Here is a 16,452-nt window from a genome sequence, read left to right as displayed (position 1 = left end):
TTAATAGTATTGTTACGGCAGTTGAGATTTTGCTTTTATTTTTTCCTCTAAGTTTTGCTTTGTTCTTAATACTGCAGCGTTAATCAGGCTTAAATCATCTAAATCATTTACAAGTAATTTTGCTTCTTTATAAAGTTTATTTGCTTGAAATAAGTTTGCATTTGCTTCATAAATTAATCCCATATTATAAAGAACTTCATAACTTTTGTAATTAAATTCTTGATTAAGTTTTTCTAGTTCACTTAAAGATAATTCTAAATTTCTATTTTCCATTAATTCAGTAACTTTCTCAAATCTTTTACTTTGATTATCTGTAAAAATTAGATTTTTTTCATTTAACTCTTCAATCATATTTATATCAAAGTACACATAATGAGGAGAAATATCATCTAAAAAATCACTTGCAATTAAGTCTGCAAGTTTTGTATTTATCTCTCTTTTATTTCTAGGAATTGTATGATAAGCATAATAGTGGTGTCTAAAACATTCTCTTATACTTCTTGATCTATTATAAGTTTTTGCAAAAAGTATTTCACTTGTAGAGTCTTTTAAAACTTTAATATTTGTTTGAACATTATAAACTCTATTTTCGCAAGGAATTAAGCGAACATGATACTCCATACACTTTCTTTTTCCTTTTTTACCTTTCTTTCCTTCATATCTATATGATCTACATCTTCTATAATCGATTTCTTCTTCATAATAAGTATAATAATTTAAACTTGAATCAACTATACCTTCTACTCTTGCATCCGTTTTATTGTAATTATTTAATACTTTAAAAACGTTCTTTCCATTTATATTTTTGTTTGCTAATTTATTTTGAATTTTTAAACTTTGATATAAATTGTCATTTACAAAATCTTCTATATATATTGAATGTATTTTTTCATTTGGTATTTTTGAAGGATGAAGTGATTTTATAGTTAATTTTTTTGAACTACAACCTGTTATTAAAAATAAAAATAGTAAAAATAAAATGGATTTATAGATATTTTGCATGAAGATTCCTTTTTCTAAAAAGATATTATATCTTTTTTGTGTAATCAATGTGATTTAATAAGAATAGATTAATAGTAAAATGAGATAATTATAACTTATTTTAAAGATTATAATAACAAGGATTAATATGGGATTTTTTACAGCAGATTTATGTGATGATTTTAGTGATAAAACAGAAGTTTTAGGGCCTGATTTTAAATCATATGGAGGAAGTGTAAAGTTTAGAGGTACTGCAATTACAGTTAAATTAGACAAAAATAATAAAGATTTAGCAGTACTTTTAAAAGATAAAGATGGAAAAGGTAAAGTTGTAGTTGTAGACGTTGATAAAAAATATTACGCAGTTGTTGGTGACAATTTAATGAAATTTGCAAGTGATAATAACTATGAAGGAATTATTGTAAACGGATATGTAAGAGATACTGTTACAACTAAAGAGTTTGAAGTTGGACTGTTAGCTATTGGAACTTGTCCTAAAAAGTATATTCCAGTTCAAGAAGGAAAAATAAATGAACCTTTAAATATTGATGGTGTAGATATTAAAGAGGGTGACTATGTATATGTTGATCCTGATGGAATTGTGATTTCAAAAGAGAAGTTAGTTTAGTTATGTATCTTTTTGGATATGGTTCTTTAATCAATTTATTAAGTGCTCAGAAATCTTTTAAAAGAGTTTTAAAACAAGAAGATTTACTTCCTGTAAATATAAATGGTTTTGAAAAAGTTTGGAATTCGATTGAAAATATTCAATTTGATGGACTAGATGTAAATGGTGTTTTTTTAAATTTACAAAAAAACTCAAATACTTCTACAAATGGTGTCATTATCAAAATTACAGATGAAGAGTTAGAGTTATTAAAACTTAGAGAAAAAAATTATACTTGTATTACAATAAAAGCTTCAAATGCCAATATAGAATTGGATGAAGATATAATCGCTTTTATGACTACAAAAGAAGATAAAATAGCAAAAAAAGGTGATGAAAATTGTTTTATTCCTGCTAAATATATTGATATTTTAACAAATGCTTTTCCTTCATATAATGAAGAGTTTAAAACAAAATATTCAAGTTGTTTAGAAAATTATCCTTTTGAAGTAAAACAAGGAACATATACTTTTAGTGATCCTGTTCAAAATAAGTTTGCAAAGCAAGGAGTTGATTCTGTCAAGTCAAAATAGTTGTAATATTTATACTTCAAAACTTTGTGAAACAAAAAGAAAATCAAAAAGCGACAAAATCATTTCAAAAGAACAAAATGAAATACATATTACTTTTTGTGAAGGTGATTCTTTAGAAACATTTGAAAATGATTTAAATGAACTTCGAGGAAACTCTTTTCTTTATTTTTTTAAAAAAAGATTTTCAACTGCATTTATTTCAATAATTTCAGTACTTGTAATCATGTTTGCTTTGATTTCTGCCTCTATTTATGAGGATTTATTAAAAAAAGTGATTTTCAGCTTGCCTTTTGATTGGCAGATAAATGATACTGTTTCTTTAAGTTTCGTATTGATTTTCTTTTTTGGTTTAATGATGATGCCTTCACTTTTAGATGCAGAAGGAAATGAGTTTAAAAACAATTTATCTTCATGGTTTAATAAGGACATTAGAAAATTAAAAAGATTAAAATTAGGTTTTTCAATTTATGATAAAAAAACTATTATAAATTTATACAACTTTGATTTAGAAGATGAAGAACATTGGATAAATAGACTTTTACTTAAAACCTTAATAAATAGATTTTATACAATAAATTTATTTATTAGAAATGACCAAATAAAAAGTATTGAAAAAAAGCTTGAAGCCTTTGATGTTTTAAATATTGAAGTAATTAAAACAAAAAAACAAACAAATAAAGGTGATATAAGTTTTATTCTTTCAAGTAAAGAACAAAAGTTATTCTCATTAATGCAGCTTAGTTCAACAAAGCTTTTAAATACTCAGAATAAAAGTGTTTTTATTTCATTAGAGTTATTTGAATACTGTGGTAGAAACTTTTTTGAAGACCAAAAAGGTTCAAAAGAACAATTAATATCAGGTTTTCAAAATTTTATAAATAGAAGTTTTGATGATTTTAATTTTATTTCTCAAGAAAAATCACAGCAAATTTACTTTACAAAACAATCAAACTTTAAAGATTTAGAAGATGAAGAAAAAAGATTATCATATTACTTAAGAAATCATATTGAAGATTGTATTTCATATTTTGATAATCCTATTTCACTATTAATTTTATATTATTATGTAAAAGATATTGTTTTAGATGAAAAAAGAACAATATCAATACTAGAAAAATTTATTGAAACAATTGATAAAAAGCAACAATATGAATTGATAGAAGATTATTGGTTTAATATTGCAGGAGAGATGTTTGATTCTTCATCTTTGGAGTCTTTTGAAAAAACAAATAGTTCTTTTTATAGAAAACTTTCAATTGAGGCTCTAAATAAACTAGTTTTCTTATTTGAAAGAAATGGATATTACCAGCAAGCTGTTTTAATATGTAAGTATTTATATGAAATTAATCCAAATAAATACTCAGTTACAATTTGCTCATTACATGAAAGAATGGGACAATTTGAAAAAGCTTATGATAGTTTACCTTTAAAGTTAAATTTAGGAAAAAATAGTAAACCAAGTGATACTGAAATTAGATACTTTCAAAGAAAAGCCTGGATAGTTGTAAGTCAAAGAAAAGATGAATTAAAAGAAGAGGGTTTAAAAGCACTTGAAAATTTAAAAGAGTTGATTTTTTCACATAATGATGATAATGAACCTCTTTGGTTATGGCATTACTACAATATAAAAGCAAATTATGCAGAGTGGAATGAAGATTATGATTTATCAATAGAAAATTTTAAAAAATGTTTAGCAATACCAACTTTAGGTGCTTTTGAATATGGAGCAACTTTTGTAAATATGGCAATTTCTTATAGATTTAAATATTTAACATCTAGTACACAAAACTTTGATATTATTGATAAGTCTATTAGTATTGGTAAACTTGGAGTATTTTTAAAGCAATCAGTTGGTGACAGAGATGAAATGCCAATAGTTTTACATAATCAAGCTTTAAATATTTTATCAAAAATGTTAAATAGTAATGAAGATGAAAAGTTATACAAAGAAGTTGTTACTATTACAAATGAAGCAATTTTTATTTTAGATAAAACAAATTCTATAAAAAGACTAGGAATGCTTTTAATTGAAAACTATATTGCGAAATGTTTTTTACAAGAAGATACAAGTGCTATATCAATTAGATTAAAAAATCATTTGTCATTTTTGGATGAGAATGAGACTAAACAACTAAATAGTTTGTACAAAGAGTTTATAAAAGTCGATAAAATAGCAAGATTAGATTATCTAGATAATTAATTTTAATATAATTTAAACATAATATAATATTTACAATTTCTAATAAGGAAAAGAATGGATTACATAAAAAATACCATAAATTTAACTACAGGAACAATCGAGGAAAAAAGAGAAGAAATTAAAGAATATTTTCTTCAAACATACGCACTAGACGAAAAACTATTTGATTTATTAAAAGATGAAAAATGTATATATAAACAACCAAATAGTTTAAGACATCCCCTAATTTTTTATTTTGGACATACTGCAACATTTTTTGTAAATAAATTAACATTAGCAAATATTTTAAAAAATAGAGTAAACAAAGATTTTGAATCAATTTTTGCAATTGGCGTTGATGAAATGTCATGGGATGATTTAGAATCAAAACATTATGCTTGGCCAACTATTGAAGAAACAAAAAAGTATAGACAGCAAGTAAAAGAGATGGTTTTAGAATTAATTGATACAATTCCTTTTACAATGCCAATTAACTGGGAAAGTCCTATGTGGATAATTTTAATGGGAATTGAACATGAAAATATTCACATAGAAACATCATCTGTTTTACTTCGAGAACTTGATAATAAAAGATTAATAGAAAATGAAATTTTTGAATATGTAAATGAAGAGAGTCAAACTTTCCCTCAAAATGAATTACTTGATGTAAAAGCAGGTGAGGTTGTAATAGAAAAAAATAGAGAAAACCCTATTTACTATGGTTGGGATAATGAATTTTCATTCCACAAAGCATATATAAAAGATTTTAAAGCTTCTAAGTATTTAGTATCAAATGGAGAGTTTTTAGAGTTTGTAAAAGATGGTGGATACAGTAAACCTGAAATGTTTACAAAAGAAGGAAAAGAATGGTTAGACTTTACACAAGCTAAGCATCCTGTTTTTTGGAGTAAGGTTGACGGAAAATATTTCTTGAGAGAAATAAATAGAGTAATTGCTTTACCTTTAAATTATCCAGTTGATATAAATGTTTATGAAGCAGAAGCTTTTTGTAAATTTAAAAGTGCAAAATTAGGATATGAAGTAAGACTTCCAAGTGAAGATGAATATTATAGATTATATGATTATGTTAATGCAGGACAAAAAGACGCAAATATTGGATTAAAACAATTTAATCAAAGTCCTGTTGATAAGTATAAGTTTGATGAATTCTACGATGTTAGAGGAAATGTATGGCAGTGGAGTTTAACTCCTACTTATCCATTTGATGATTTTAAAGTACATCCAATATATGATGACTTTACAACTCCAACATTCGATGATAGACACGCACTTATGAAAGGTGGATCTTTTATTTCTTTAGGAAATGAGATCTTAAGAGAAGCTAGATATGCTTTTAGAAAGCATTTCTTCCAACATGCAGGATTTAGATACGTGAAATCAGATAACGAATATAGAACAAAATTAAATGACAATGTTTATGAAACAGATGACTCAATAGCTCAATATTGTGAGTTCCATTATGGTGAAGAAAACTTTGGAGTTAAAAACTTCTGTGTAAACTCAGTTGAATTATTAAAACCTTATTTAGAAAAAAATAAAACGAATAAAGCATTAGACTTAGGTTGTTCAGTAGGACGAAGTACTTTTGAATTAGCAAAAACTTTTGATGAAGTAACAGGAATTGATTTTTCTGCAAACTTTATAAACGTTGGCGTTAAACTTATGAAATATGATTCATTAACTTTTAGAGTAAAAAATGAAGGTGATATCTCAACTGAAAAAACAGTATCATTAAAAGATTTTGGTTTAGAAGAAACTCAAGAAAAAGTATCTTTTATGCAAGGTGATGCCTGTAATTTAAAAGATATTTATACTGGATATGATTTGATTTTTTGTTCAAACTTAATAGATAGATTATATTATCCACAAAAGTTTATTGATGATATTCCTTCAAGAGTAAATGATAATGGTTTATTAGTTTTATTAAGCCCATATACATGGCTTGAAGAGTATACACCAAAAGAGAACTGGTTAGGTGGATATATTAAAGACAATAAAGAAGTTTCAACGCTAGAAACTTTAAAAACTGAACTTCAAGATTTTGAATTACAAGAAACTATTGATGTTCCTTTTGTAATTAAAGAAACAAATAGAAAGTATCAACATTCAGTTTCTCAAATGTCAATTTGGAAGAAAAAAGCTTAGGCTTTTTTCTTTTAACTTTAAATTTTATTTTCCATTAAAAAATTACAATGATAAGATGTTAATAGTATTAATGGTGATAAAGACAACAATATAATATTTCCAAATACAAATGCAAAAGTACCTATAAAAGCTGTTAAAACACTTACAACGCCAGTTATATAATAAATATCACTCTTATTTAAATTATTCAATTTTATGATACTTTTTTTAAGTATATTTTCTATTTTAGATTTCATGTTAATCCTTATACTATCTTTTTTAAATTATAACTTTATATTTTAATAAAAACAAATATTTTATTTAATTTAAGGCATAACAAGGTTTGTCTTTATTATCACAAACCCAATTTATCCATAACTTTTCATCTGTTCCTTCATTTAATGTTACAAAATTTCTAACTCTTAGATACTTAGCTGAACCAATTGGTGTTAGCATTGAAGTCTCAATGGTTTTATCTTCATTTAAAAACTCATTTCTATCATTTGTAACAGCACAAATTCCTAACCATTCAATATATGAAGGAGGTGTGTGTACAATACCTGAAGATACTACTTGATGAATTTTATCTTTATTTTCATGATCATTAATAACTCCCAAAGAACCTACATGAACATCACCTGATAAAATCACTGTTCTTGTATTTTTTTTATTTGATTTTCTTTTTTGTATATTCATAAATAAACGCATAATAAGTCGCATTCTCTCACCTTGATGCTCTTTTGCTCTCCAGTGATCTTTTAAATCATCTGTTAACTCTTCTTGCCATGATGTAAAATCAACTAAATCTTCAGTACAAGAAAAATCTCTATAAACAACAGGAACAGCTGATAATACAAGTAAGTTATCATTCAAAGCATTTTCATCAAGATAATTGTTTATATCTTTCCATTGCTCATTTCCCATTACAGAATATATACTTCTTTGAGCTCTATTATCAAGTCCTAAAATATGATAGTTTCTAAATTTTAGTGCAAAAGAAAAATGGTCTCTTTTTTTAGAAAGTAGGGTATGATTTTTAATTGTTCTAATTTGGAATATTTCAAAATACTTTTTTGCAACATTAAAAATATTATTGTATACATTGCATGTTTGTAGTTCTTCAGGGTATGAACCCCAACCATCAAATATGTCATGGTCATCCCACATCATAACTGTTGGAATAGATGCAAGTGCTAAGGACATTGATTTATCACTCCATTTTTTTATATAGAGTTTTTCATAAAAATCATTTAACTGCCTAATCATAGTTTTAGAAGCGTTTCTTTTTACTTTCTCACTCATCTTAAGTTTTGACCATTTTTCAAGTTCTAAAACTTTTGACCATAATTCATCTGCATAAACTTGATCACCACCCATTATAAGAACAGAAAAGGGCTCTTGTTTATGAGCAATTTCTAGTTTTTCCCATAATTTATATGGAACATCAATTTTTGCAAGAAGGTCAGGACTTGAAAAACCATTACAAGACCCATAAGCAAACTTTGGTTTTTCATCTTTTGCTGGAATATAAAACTCCCAAAAATCACGCTTATTAAAATCTTCTAGAATACCTTTTTCATTTTGTATTTGATATTTGATTATTCTAGAATTTTTTGATTGTTTTATATTATATTCTGCTCTATAAAAATATCCACTATTTAAATTTGCAAATTTTGTAGCTTTTACTATTGTGTTATTAAATATAACAGAATAATCAAGATTAGTTTTACTTAAAAAACAGACAATATATTTATTATCATCTTCTACTGATAATAAAGGACCTAAGACTAATTTCTCGCTCATTATGGCTCCTTTTATAAATAATAAAGTTATCAAATTAGTATAACATATATAAAACTCACTATAATAATTTATATGATTATTTTAAATAAAAAACAGCTTGAGTCTATAAACTTAAAATTTATATTATTGTTATTTATGATTTTTTGTATAAGCCTTTCTATTGAATATACTAAGTATCAAGAGTTAGTATACGAGGAGGTTTATGAAACAAAAGTTGAAGTTATAAATATTTATAAAAAAGAAAAATATGATGTATTAAAATTAAAATCAAAGAATTTTGATTTTTTCACATCTTTTCCTAAATCTCATGATATAAAAAAACGTGATTTATTAAATATTGCAATAATTACAGAAAAAATCGATTTTATTAAATACTTAAAAGGCTTTTATACTAATACAATATATTTTGATAAGCTTACAAAAAAGACAAGCTTCAAAGATAAAATTATAGAAAAAATAAGAGCTAATCATCAAAATACTCAAATTAGTGAAGTATTTGAAGCACTGTTTTTAGCAATTCCTTTATCTACACAAACAAGAGAAGTTTTTACAAATTATGGCATTAGTCATTTAGTTGCTTTATCTGGTTTTCACTTGGCTGTTTTATCTTTTTTGATTTATTGGATTTTCTATTTTCCTTATAGTTTTTTTCATACAAGATATTTCCCATATAGAAATAAAAAATATGATTTGCTTTTAATTGCACTTGTATTTTTATTTTCATATTTGCTTCTTACAAATGTCGTAGCTTCACTTTTAAGGGCTTTTGTAATGTTATATTTAGGAATATATTTACTTCGATCGAAGATAAAACTAATCACTTTTACAAATTTATTTTTTGCTTTTTTAATAATAATATCAATTTTCCCAAAATTTATATTTTCTTTATCTTTATGGTTTTCTATGTTTGGAGTATTTTATATATTTTTATTTATTAAGTATTTTAAAGATTTGAAAAGTAAAGTCTTGCAGCTTTTATTTTTTAATTTTTGGATATATTTTGCGATGAACCCAATTGTTCACTACTTTTTTGAAACTACTACCTATGAACAACTGTACTCTCCTTTTATGACTATTGTTTTTACTTTTTTTTATCCACTTGAACTTTTTGCTCATATATTTAGTTTTGCACATATTTTTGATAAATATTTACTCTCTTTTTTATCATATGAGTTTTATACCTTTGAGGTTGGAATTACATTTGAGTTGTTTATTATTTTTGTACTTTTATCTTTTAGCTCAATATTTAATAAAAAAGCTTTTATATTATTAAATGTTTTTATAGTTTTGTATAATATATATTTGTTTTTATAAGATTATTATATAATTAATAATTACAATAAAAGAGAATATATGAATCTAAAAAAACAACTACACACGATATTTGAATATCCCCGTAGGCATAAGTATGGAATGTTAATTCAAATTTTGATATTTACAAATATTTTTATAAGTATTATTGTCATGTTTTTACAAACTGAAAAATCCTTATTAGAGTATTATGATATTTTTTCAATAATAAACTTTACAAATGTAATGCTTTTTACTCTTGAATATCTTGCAAGAGTTTATGCTCTTGGTTTTAATGCAAGAATAAATAGATTTAAATATATGACTAGACCTATGATGCTAATTGATTTAATAGCAATTCTTCCTTTTTATCTATCTTTATTTAATCTTGACTTTGGTTTCTTAAGAGCTTTACGTATTCTTCGTATCTTTAAACTATTTAGATTGACAAAATTTGCTGAGTTCGATGGTTTAGTTGTATCAATAGTAAAAGAAAAAAAAGAAGAATTTATTTTTATAGCTATTACTCTTATCGTATTACTTATTACTATTACACCTTTAGTTTATTATTTTGAAAAAGATGCACAGCCTGAAGTTTTCATAAGTATGGGTACGACTATGTGGTGGACAGTTATTACTTTTACAACAGTTGGATATGGAGATATGTATCCTATTACACTTATGGGAAGAATACTTACAACTTTTGTAAGCTTTTTAGGTATTGCTTTTTATGCAATTCCTGGAAGTATTTTTACCTCAGCACTTTTAGAAAAGATAAATGATAAAAAGCAAAGAAAAAGAGAAAAAATAGAAAGAGAAAAGCTGGAAAAGGAAAAACTTGAAAATTCTTCATTTTAGTGATACCCACTTAGGATATAACGATCTTGATATTTTAGATGAAAATAATATAAACCAAAGAGAAGCAGACTTTTATGATGCCTTTACTCAAGTAGTAAATCAAATCATAAAAATTAAACCTGATTTCATAATTCACACAGGTGATTTATTTCATAGAAGTTCTCCAAGTAATAGAGCTATTACTTTTGCACTTGAACAGTTTAAAATAATAGATAACTTAGATATACCTTTTATACTAATAGCAGGTAATCACTCAACTCCACGTACAAATCTAAGCTCACCAATTTTGAAGATATTTGAAAACTTTAAAAATGTATATGCTTCATACTCTCAAGAATATAAAAAAATAGAGTTTGATGATGTAGTGTTTCATACACTACCACATATGAATGATGACAGTATTGCACTAGATCAAATAGAACTATGTGAAAGTAGTATCGATACTCGTAAAAAAAATATTATGATGATGCATTGTACTGTTGGTGCTTGGTATCTTATGAATGAGTATGGAGAGTGGGTATATCCAAGCGATAAAGAATATATCTTTGAAAAGATGGATTATGTTGCACTTGGTCACTGGCATGGTTTTGGAGCAGTAAGTATAAAAGGTACAAAAGAAAAGTACGAAAATGTTTTTTATAGTGGTAGCTTAGAGCGAACTAGTTTAAACGATAAAAGAAATGAAAAAGGTTTTGTAGTTCTTGATATTGAAGATGATTTATTAAATACCTTACATGTAGAGTATAAACAAATTAATATAAGACCTATAAGAGTAAAAGAAATTGATTGTAGTGATTATGAGCAGTCAATACAAAATATTGACTCTAGTGATACTCTAAATGCTATTGTAGATGTGAAACTAACAAACCTAAGCTCACTTCAATCAATAGACATACAAAACTCTAGTATAAAAGAACTATTTCCAGATGCCATGAGTGTAAATATAAAAAGAGAGTTTAAAAACAGCTCTAGTGATTCTAAAGTAGAAGATATAGAAGCTTTAAGTTTAGAAGAGTATTTCTTAGAGCATATACAAGATGATAGTAAAAAAGAAGAATATGATAGATTAAAAAACAAAGTGCAAGAGTTGTTTTCTTTATATGAGGAAAGTACTAATGATACTAACTAAACTAACTCTAGAAAATTTCAAAAGATATACTTCTTACTCAATAGAGTTTAAAGAGGGCCTTGTAGGAATCATAGGAAAAAATGGTAGTGGAAAGTCTACTATATTTGAAGCAATACTATTTGCACTATATGGTGAGCTTAAAAACAAAGGCTATAAAGAAGTAATACGAAATGCAAATGCTAGTACTAAAGAAGCTGTAATTGTAGAACTAGAGTTTGAGTTTGACAGTGTTGAGTATAAAGTAAGTAGAGAGTTTAGAGGAAAGGCTTTAAGTGCAAATGCAAAGTTTTATAAAAACAATGAACTTATAACTACAGGAGCAAAAGAAGTAACAATTTCAATTGTAAAACTAACACGTATGAGTAAGGATGCATTTTTACATACACTGTTTGCTTCACAAAAAGAGTTAACCTCTTTAAGTAATCAAAAGCCAGAAGATAGAAAGAAGATGATTAGAAAACTTCTAGGACTTGAAAAGATAGATTTTGTAGAAAAAGAGCTAATAGAAAAAAGTAGACAACTAAATCGAGAAATAAAGGCTTTTGATGAGGTTTTACTTTCAAGTGAAGATGTAGAAGTTAAGAAATCGCATATAGTAGAGTATAAAGAACAAACAACACAATTACAAAATCAAGTAGATATAAAAACAAAAGAAATAAATCAATCTAAACTATTAGAAGTAGAGATACAAAAAGAACTAGCAATTTTCTTAAAAACAAAAGAGCAAAAACTAAATCACGCTTCACAATGTGAGATATTAAAAACTAGTATAAACTCACATATAAGAAATCAAGCAAAACTAAGTGATGATGTAAATACTCTAAAGCTAAAACAAAATGAACTAAAAGGCTTAGAAAGCATTAAACAAGAGTATGTAAAAGTACATGATAGTATAAAAGAACAAGAGAAGTTAAAAGAACACCATATAAGAAAAGAAGGTTTAATAACTGAGCAGATAAGTTTAAGAGAACAATATACTAAATCAAAAGAATCTATTGTTGAGTTAAAAGAGCAAACTAAAGAGCATAAAACACTAATAGAAAAAGAAAAAGAACTAGAAAAGTATATAGTAGAGTATAAACAAAAGCTAGAGCTAAAAATACAAGAAGAAAAGAGTATAGAAAAAACTATAGCAGGTGAAGATAAACTAATAGCAGATGTAAATACAAAAATAAAAAAGATAAAAGACCTAGGACGTGAATCAAACTGTCCTACATGTACAAGACCACTACTAGATGAGTATGATAATGTACTTGAAAGTCTAGAAGATATAGTAAAACAAACGAAAAACGAAAAGATACAAAAACATAAAGAAGAACTTGAAGCTTTAAAGAAACAAAAAGAAGAAGTACAAAAAAGTTATGAGAGTACAAATCATGAGTACTTTACTACCTCAAAGAGTGTAAATCTAATAGAGAGTAAAAAACGTGACCTAGTAAAAGAAGAAGAACACTTTGAAAAAGTAAAAGCTCATGGACTTAAAAACAAAAGTGAACTAGAAAAGATAAGTACTTTTATCTATGATGAAACAGCTCATACTAACGCACTAGAAAAACAAAAAGAGTTAAAATCAAAGTACGAGTATGTTCTAGGATTAGAAACTATGCTTTTACGTTTAGATAAAGTTCAAGACGAACTAAATAGTGTGACTACAACAATAGATGACTTAAGTAAAAAATATGAAGCCTTAGAGCTAGAGTATAAACAAATCAACTATGATGAGGTAAAACACAAAGAGAAAGAGAAAAACTTTGATGAGGTTAAAAAACAAAAAGAAGAACAATCAAACATTTTAAATAATCTAAAAGTACAAATAGCCACAATAAACGGACAAATCCAAACAATCCAACAAAGCTTAGATGATAATACAAAACAACTAAGCAAAGTACAAACAAAAAAAGATGATTTGACTGACTACGAAAAAATCAAAGTAAGCCTAGGAGAGTTTAAAACAAAACTAAACTCAAAAATAGCCCCAAGAATATCTACAATAGCTTCAGAAATGTATGCAATAATCACAAAAGGAAAATACCAACACATAGAAGTATCAAATGATTTTGACTTCTTTATTTATGATGAAGGGAAAAAATACCCAATCGAGAGATTCAGTGGTGGTGAAGTAGACCTTGCAAACTTGGTTCTTAGAATCGCCATATCAAAAACACTAGGCGAACTAAGTGGTACAAGTTCTGTAGGGTTCTTAGCTTTTGATGAAGTTTTTGGAAGTCAAGATGAAGCAAGACGTTTAGAAATACTAGAAGCCTTCCATACTATAAAAGAACAGTATCGACAGATATTTTTGATTTCTCATGAAATGGAGATAAAAGAGATGTTTGAGTTTGTTGTTGAATTATAAAATAATACCTAGAGGAGAAACAATGAAAGCAAAAATAATATTAGCGACAGTGTTACTAACTTCGATGTTATACGCAGACTTTACCTTAGAGTATAAAATGGATGAGAACATGAATCAGCTTGTCCAGTATAAGGATGCACAACATGTGATGATTACAACAGGTGGTGAAGGGGAACAAGCGTCTCAGTTATTGCTTGGTGATAAACGTTATATGGTGATGAAACAAGGTAGTAAGAGCAAATATATGGATATGGATGTCATGATGGAACAGATGAAACAGATGTCTGCTAAATATGGTGGTATGCCAGGAGAAGTTGAGGAAGAAGAGTCTCAAGTACCTGATTTTAAAATAGTTAAAAAAGGTGAAAGTAAAACTGTTGCAGGCATCAAAGGTCAGGTTTGGACGGTTGAGTATGAGGAAGAGGGTAAAAAAGAACAGTTAGATTTGGTTGTTACAGACGATGACAAAGTAGTAGATGCAGTACATAAGTATATGAATGTTATGACGAAATTTAGTGAAGGAAGTGCAGATGAAGATGATGGTCTTTCTTCAATTATGAGCATTGAGAAAGGGTATGTAACTATAGCTTTTGAGGGTATGGAATTGTTGAAGTTTGATGATACGGGAATTTCTGACTCAGTATATGCTTTACCTGCTTCTATGAATGTAGACAAAAAAACAGAAGTTTCTGTAAAGAAACCATCTCTTTGTCCATTAGTTGGATCTCATGGAGAAGCCCAACAACTCTTAGAAATGTTAAAACCTGAAGCAAATGGTTGGAAACAGCTTTCTAGTGCTACTTGTATGAATATGATGAAGACGAAAATTGAAAATGCTATTTATCAAAAAGCTGATTACTATATTCATATCAATCTTTCAATTAATATTGAAGATGAAAAAGGAATGGTTGCAAAATATAGAATCAATGATATGGAGATACAGAACTACAAAAAAGGAAAGATTCAAGGAAAGCGTTATCAGGCTGCGTATCTAAAAAAATCTAAACATGATGCTATGGATATTAGACTTGAAAATGCCATGCTAACCATGACAACAACAAGAAATGATAAAGTAGATTTAGTAGAGTTTTCAAAAGCTGTATTTGATTTGAGTAAGTTTGTTCCTGTTGAAAAATCAAAAGTTACGGCTGATGATGCATTGAAATCTCTTGGAGGTTTATTTGATGGAGGTGCTTCACAAAGTGAAGAAAATTCAAAAGATACAAAAACTGCTGAAGAGATGCTAAAGGGTCTCTTTGAAAAATATGATAAAGGAGTTTATGATGAATAATATATTTGCATACATACAAAAATTGATATTAGGATTGTTACTTATATGCAGTGTAAATGTTCTGGAAGCTTCCTCAAGTGAACAAGTAGCAATTGGTTACAATCCTGCTGATTTTACTGTTACTATGAACGGAAAATATGCTTCATGGGAAGGGAGAGGCTTGTCAGGCATGGTCGCTACTGATTTGAATATTTTTCGTTGTTCGTATACTGTAGTTATAACAGAAGACCCAAGTATGAGGGAAGAGATTGATGAGGAAATTGAAACAACATCAAGCGATTATTTTGATCCTGATAGTCGAATAACACCTAATTTAACTAAAGCAACCCATTTGGCGAAAGGAAACGCAACTTTTAAGCAAGGTAGAGTGACAATAAATCTGAGGATTGAAGACCGTCAGGGTAATGTAGTAGCTCAGGCAAATGTTTCAGGACCTGAAAATAGTTATTTTAACTTAGTAAATCAAGCCACTAAATCATTAGCAAAACAGATGTGTAAAGAACCCTATTATACAGTCACAACTTCTCAAAAAACAAGCACAACAGCAAAAGTTATTGAAAACTACCGTGGCATAAATAAAGATTTAAAAAGTCATCAGGAAGATGAAGATACTTATTATGTCTATATAGATGAAGATAATGCAAAGATCGTGCAGTATCATGTAGATGCAAAATCGACACGTAAAATACACAGAGAAAAATACGAGCTTAATATGGATAGTTGTCAGTATGAGATAGAAAAAGAAGATAAACTCATAAAAAATATGGGTGGACAAGATATATTAAAATCTGAAGATGAAGGTTGGTGGTTCGAGGATGATTCCAAAATCTATGTAAATCTGCCATCATCAGACAAAGAGTTATCTTTTACATGGGGTAGTTTGAGAAAATATGGTAACTACAGTAATAATAAACAATACAAGGACAAAATACCTGAAATAGCAAAACAAATTTTGGGTAAAGTCAATGATATGGCAACACTTTTCAGGAAAGAGAGTAAAAATAGTAAAGAGATGGAAATATTTAAAAACCTTTATGGTTATCCAGGTTCACCTGCAGATGTACAGTGTGGTGGAAAGGTAACGATGGAAAGTTTTCTAATTCCACCACTTGATGGACTTCAAGACCCAGATATTGATTTTTCTATCAATATTAGACTTTCAAATAAAGATGAGATTAAAATCTTACAAAAGAAAATGAACATTAAATAAGGAAATGAAT

Annotated in this window: 13 protein-coding genes; 10 read left to right on the top strand and 3 right to left on the bottom strand. The window is 27.1% G+C overall.

The genetic code is table 11. The features are described from left to right. Positions 1 to 12: 12 nt before the first annotated feature. Positions 13 to 1,002 (bottom strand): hypothetical protein, encoded by a 990-nt coding sequence (locus LPB137_RS08420; protein WP_076086998.1) that lies wholly within the window; start codon positions 1,000 to 1,002, stop codon positions 13 to 15. Positions 1,003 to 1,129: 127 nt separating this feature from the next. Here LPB137_RS08420 and rraA point away from each other — a divergent pair, with 127 nt between their 5' ends. The 4 genes from rraA to ovoA are packed head-to-tail and all read left to right on the top strand — an operon-like array spanning position 1,130 to position 6,526. Beyond that, the gene (rraA, locus tag LPB137_RS08415) at positions 1,130 to 1,609 is read left to right on the top strand and encodes a ribonuclease E activity regulator RraA (protein ID WP_076086996.1); all 480 of its coding nucleotides are present in this window, start codon (positions 1,130 to 1,132) and stop codon (positions 1,607 to 1,609) included. Positions 1,610 to 1,611: 2 nt separating this feature from the next. After that, positions 1,612 to 2,181: a gamma-glutamylcyclotransferase gene (locus LPB137_RS08410; protein ID WP_076086994.1), complete on the top strand. Its 570-nt coding sequence runs from the start codon at positions 1,612 to 1,614 to the stop codon at positions 2,179 to 2,181. Continuing rightward, positions 2,159 to 4,381 carry a tetratricopeptide repeat protein gene (locus tag LPB137_RS08405; RefSeq protein WP_172802475.1) on the top strand — a complete coding sequence of 741 codons (2,223 nt, stop codon included), beginning with the start codon at positions 2,159 to 2,161 and terminating at the stop codon, positions 4,379 to 4,381. The genes LPB137_RS08410 and LPB137_RS08405 overlap by 23 nt, the downstream gene beginning before the upstream one ends. Positions 4,382 to 4,435: 54 nt before the next feature. Next, entirely contained in the window at positions 4,436 to 6,526 is a 2,091-nt protein-coding gene (gene ovoA / locus LPB137_RS08400) for a 5-histidylcysteine sulfoxide synthase (protein WP_076086992.1), read from the top strand. Between the two features lie 17 nt (positions 6,527 to 6,543). Here ovoA and LPB137_RS08395 read toward each other — a convergent pair whose 3' ends face one another. Together LPB137_RS08395 and LPB137_RS08390 are read right to left on the bottom strand one after the other, a co-directional pair. Continuing rightward, on the bottom strand, positions 6,544 to 6,762 hold the full coding sequence (locus tag LPB137_RS08395; RefSeq protein ID WP_076086990.1) for a hypothetical protein: 219 nt from the start codon (positions 6,760 to 6,762) through the stop codon (positions 6,544 to 6,546). A 64-nt stretch (positions 6,763 to 6,826) separates the two neighbouring features. Continuing rightward, positions 6,827 to 8,308, bottom strand: coding sequence for an alkaline phosphatase D family protein (locus tag LPB137_RS08390; RefSeq protein ID WP_076086988.1), 1,482 nt, complete (start codon positions 8,306 to 8,308; stop codon positions 6,827 to 6,829). A 135-nt stretch (positions 8,309 to 8,443) separates the two neighbouring features. Here LPB137_RS08390 and LPB137_RS08385 point away from each other — a divergent pair, with 135 nt between their 5' ends. From LPB137_RS08385 to LPB137_RS08360, 6 genes are all read left to right on the top strand, one after another. Continuing rightward, positions 8,444 to 9,622, top strand: coding sequence for a ComEC/Rec2 family competence protein (locus tag LPB137_RS08385; RefSeq protein WP_228144652.1), 1,179 nt, complete (start codon positions 8,444 to 8,446; stop codon positions 9,620 to 9,622). A gap of 39 nt (positions 9,623 to 9,661) precedes the next feature. Next, positions 9,662 to 10,456: an ion transporter gene (locus LPB137_RS08380; RefSeq protein WP_083657198.1), complete on the top strand. Its 795-nt coding sequence runs from the start codon at positions 9,662 to 9,664 to the stop codon at positions 10,454 to 10,456. Continuing rightward, a complete protein-coding gene (locus LPB137_RS08375; RefSeq protein WP_076086982.1) occupies positions 10,437 to 11,585 on the top strand; it encodes a metallophosphoesterase family protein in 1,149 nt (382 codons plus the stop codon). The genes LPB137_RS08380 and LPB137_RS08375 overlap by 20 nt, the downstream gene beginning before the upstream one ends. Continuing rightward, positions 11,572 to 13,941, top strand: coding sequence for an AAA family ATPase (locus LPB137_RS08370; protein WP_076086980.1), 2,370 nt, complete (start codon positions 11,572 to 11,574; stop codon positions 13,939 to 13,941). Before LPB137_RS08375 ends, LPB137_RS08370 begins: the two co-directional genes overlap by 14 nt. A 262-nt stretch (positions 13,942 to 14,203) precedes the next feature. After that, positions 14,204 to 15,232, top strand: a complete 1,029-nt coding sequence (locus LPB137_RS08365; RefSeq protein WP_156981735.1) for a hypothetical protein — start codon at positions 14,204 to 14,206, stop codon at positions 15,230 to 15,232. Beyond that, positions 15,225 to 16,442: a hypothetical protein gene (locus LPB137_RS08360; protein ID WP_156981734.1), complete on the top strand. Its 1,218-nt coding sequence runs from the start codon at positions 15,225 to 15,227 to the stop codon at positions 16,440 to 16,442. Before LPB137_RS08365 ends, LPB137_RS08360 begins: the two co-directional genes overlap by 8 nt. The last annotated feature ends 10 nt before the right edge of the window (positions 16,443 to 16,452 follow it).

This window comes from Poseidonibacter parvus, from assembly GCF_001956695.1.
Classification (GTDB): Bacteria; Campylobacterota; Campylobacteria; order Campylobacterales; family Arcobacteraceae; genus Poseidonibacter; species Poseidonibacter parvus.
Note: the sequence above shows the minus strand (reverse complement) of the source record. Positions and strands in the feature narration are given on the sequence as shown.